Below are 1,491 nucleotides of genomic sequence, written 5' to 3'. Positions count from 1 at the left end.
GTTGAAGCCCCCGGGCGCAGCCCGGCGCCCCCTCCCAACCTGAACAGGCCAATTTGGTACGGATCTCAAACATCCGCTAGACTATGCGGGTCTGCAGCGGCCGTCCGTTTCCCTTCGGGATCGCCGGCGATATGGATCATCGATCCGTCGCCCGCCCCCACTCCGACGCCATTCGTCATGCATTCCAGTCTGCGCACCGCGCCGGCTGCACCCAATTCTCGCAGCGCGGTTTACGGGAACGCTCCGAGTCAGCCGATCACTTTTGATCTGCCTCGCGTCCGGCCATTCGGCCTGGCGTTACTTTGTCTTTGGAGCTTCCACCCGATGTCTTTTGAATCCTTGGGCCTTGCCCCGTTCCTGCTGCGCGCGTTGACCGAGCAGGGCTACGAAAACCCGACCCCGATCCAGGAACAGGCCATCCCGCTGGCCCTGGAAGGCCGCGACCTGCTGGCCGGCGCGCAGACCGGCACCGGCAAGACCGCCGCGTTCGGCCTGCCGCTGCTGCAGCACCTGGGCACCAACCCGCAGGCCGTCAGCGGCCCGCGCAAGCCGCGTGCGCTGGTGCTGGCCCCGACCCGCGAACTGGCCACCCAGGTGCATGACAGCCTGCGCGGTTACAGCAAGTACCTGCGCATCCCGAGCGCCTGCATCTACGGCGGCGTCGGCATGGGCAACCAGTTCGACGTGCTGCGCCGTGGCGTGGACCTGCTGGTGGCCTGCCCGGGCCGCCTGATCGACCACCTGGAGCGTCGCAGCGTCGACCTGTCGGGCATCGAGATCCTGGTGCTGGACGAAGCCGACCGCATGCTGGACATGGGCTTCCTGCCGTCGATCAAGAAGATCCTGGCCAAGCTGCCGCGCCAGAACCGCCAGACCCTGCTGTTCTCGGCAACCTTCGAAGAGAGCATCAAGCAGCTGGCCCTGGAGTTCATGCGCGACCCGGCGCAGATCCAGGTGACCCCGAAGAACACCGTGGCTGAAACCATCACCCACCGCGTGCACCCGGTGGATGGCGCGCGCAAGCGCGAACTGCTGCTGCACCTGCTGGCCCAGGACAGCCGCGAGCAGACCCTGGTGTTCGGCCGTACCAAGCACGGTTGCGACAAGCTGGCCACGTTCCTGGAAAAGTCCGGCATCAAGACCGCGGCGATCCACGGCAACAAGAGCCAGGGCCAGCGCCTGCGTGCACTGGGTGACTTCAAGGCCGGCCGCGTGACCGTGCTGGTGGCCACCGACATCGCCGCGCGCGGCATCGACATCAACGAGCTGCCGAAGGTCATCAACTATGACCTGCCGATGGTGGCCGAGGATTACGTGCACCGCATCGGCCGTACCGGCCGTAACGGCTCGACCGGCCAGGCGATCTCGCTGGTGGCCCAGGACGAAGCCAAGCTGCTGCGCCAGATCGTGCGCCTGCTCGACAAGGACATGGACATCCGCGACGTGCCGGGCTTCGAGCCGCAGACCCCGATCCGCTGGGGCAACAGCGCG

1 protein-coding gene is annotated in these 1,491 nt (G+C 66.7%); it reads left to right on the top strand.

What is annotated here, in order from left to right; genetic code table 11:
* Positions 1-324 precede the first annotated feature (324 nt).
* On the top strand, positions 325-1,491 hold a 1,167-nt coding region (locus DBR34_RS12905; protein WP_181393993.1), incomplete at its 3' end, for a DEAD/DEAH box helicase.

The organism is Stenotrophomonas sp. HMWF003 (assembly GCF_003061285.1).
In the GTDB taxonomy this organism is placed as follows: domain Bacteria; phylum Pseudomonadota; class Gammaproteobacteria; order Xanthomonadales; family Xanthomonadaceae; genus Stenotrophomonas; species Stenotrophomonas maltophilia_AP.
This window is presented reverse-complemented; position numbering and strand designations above follow the sequence as displayed.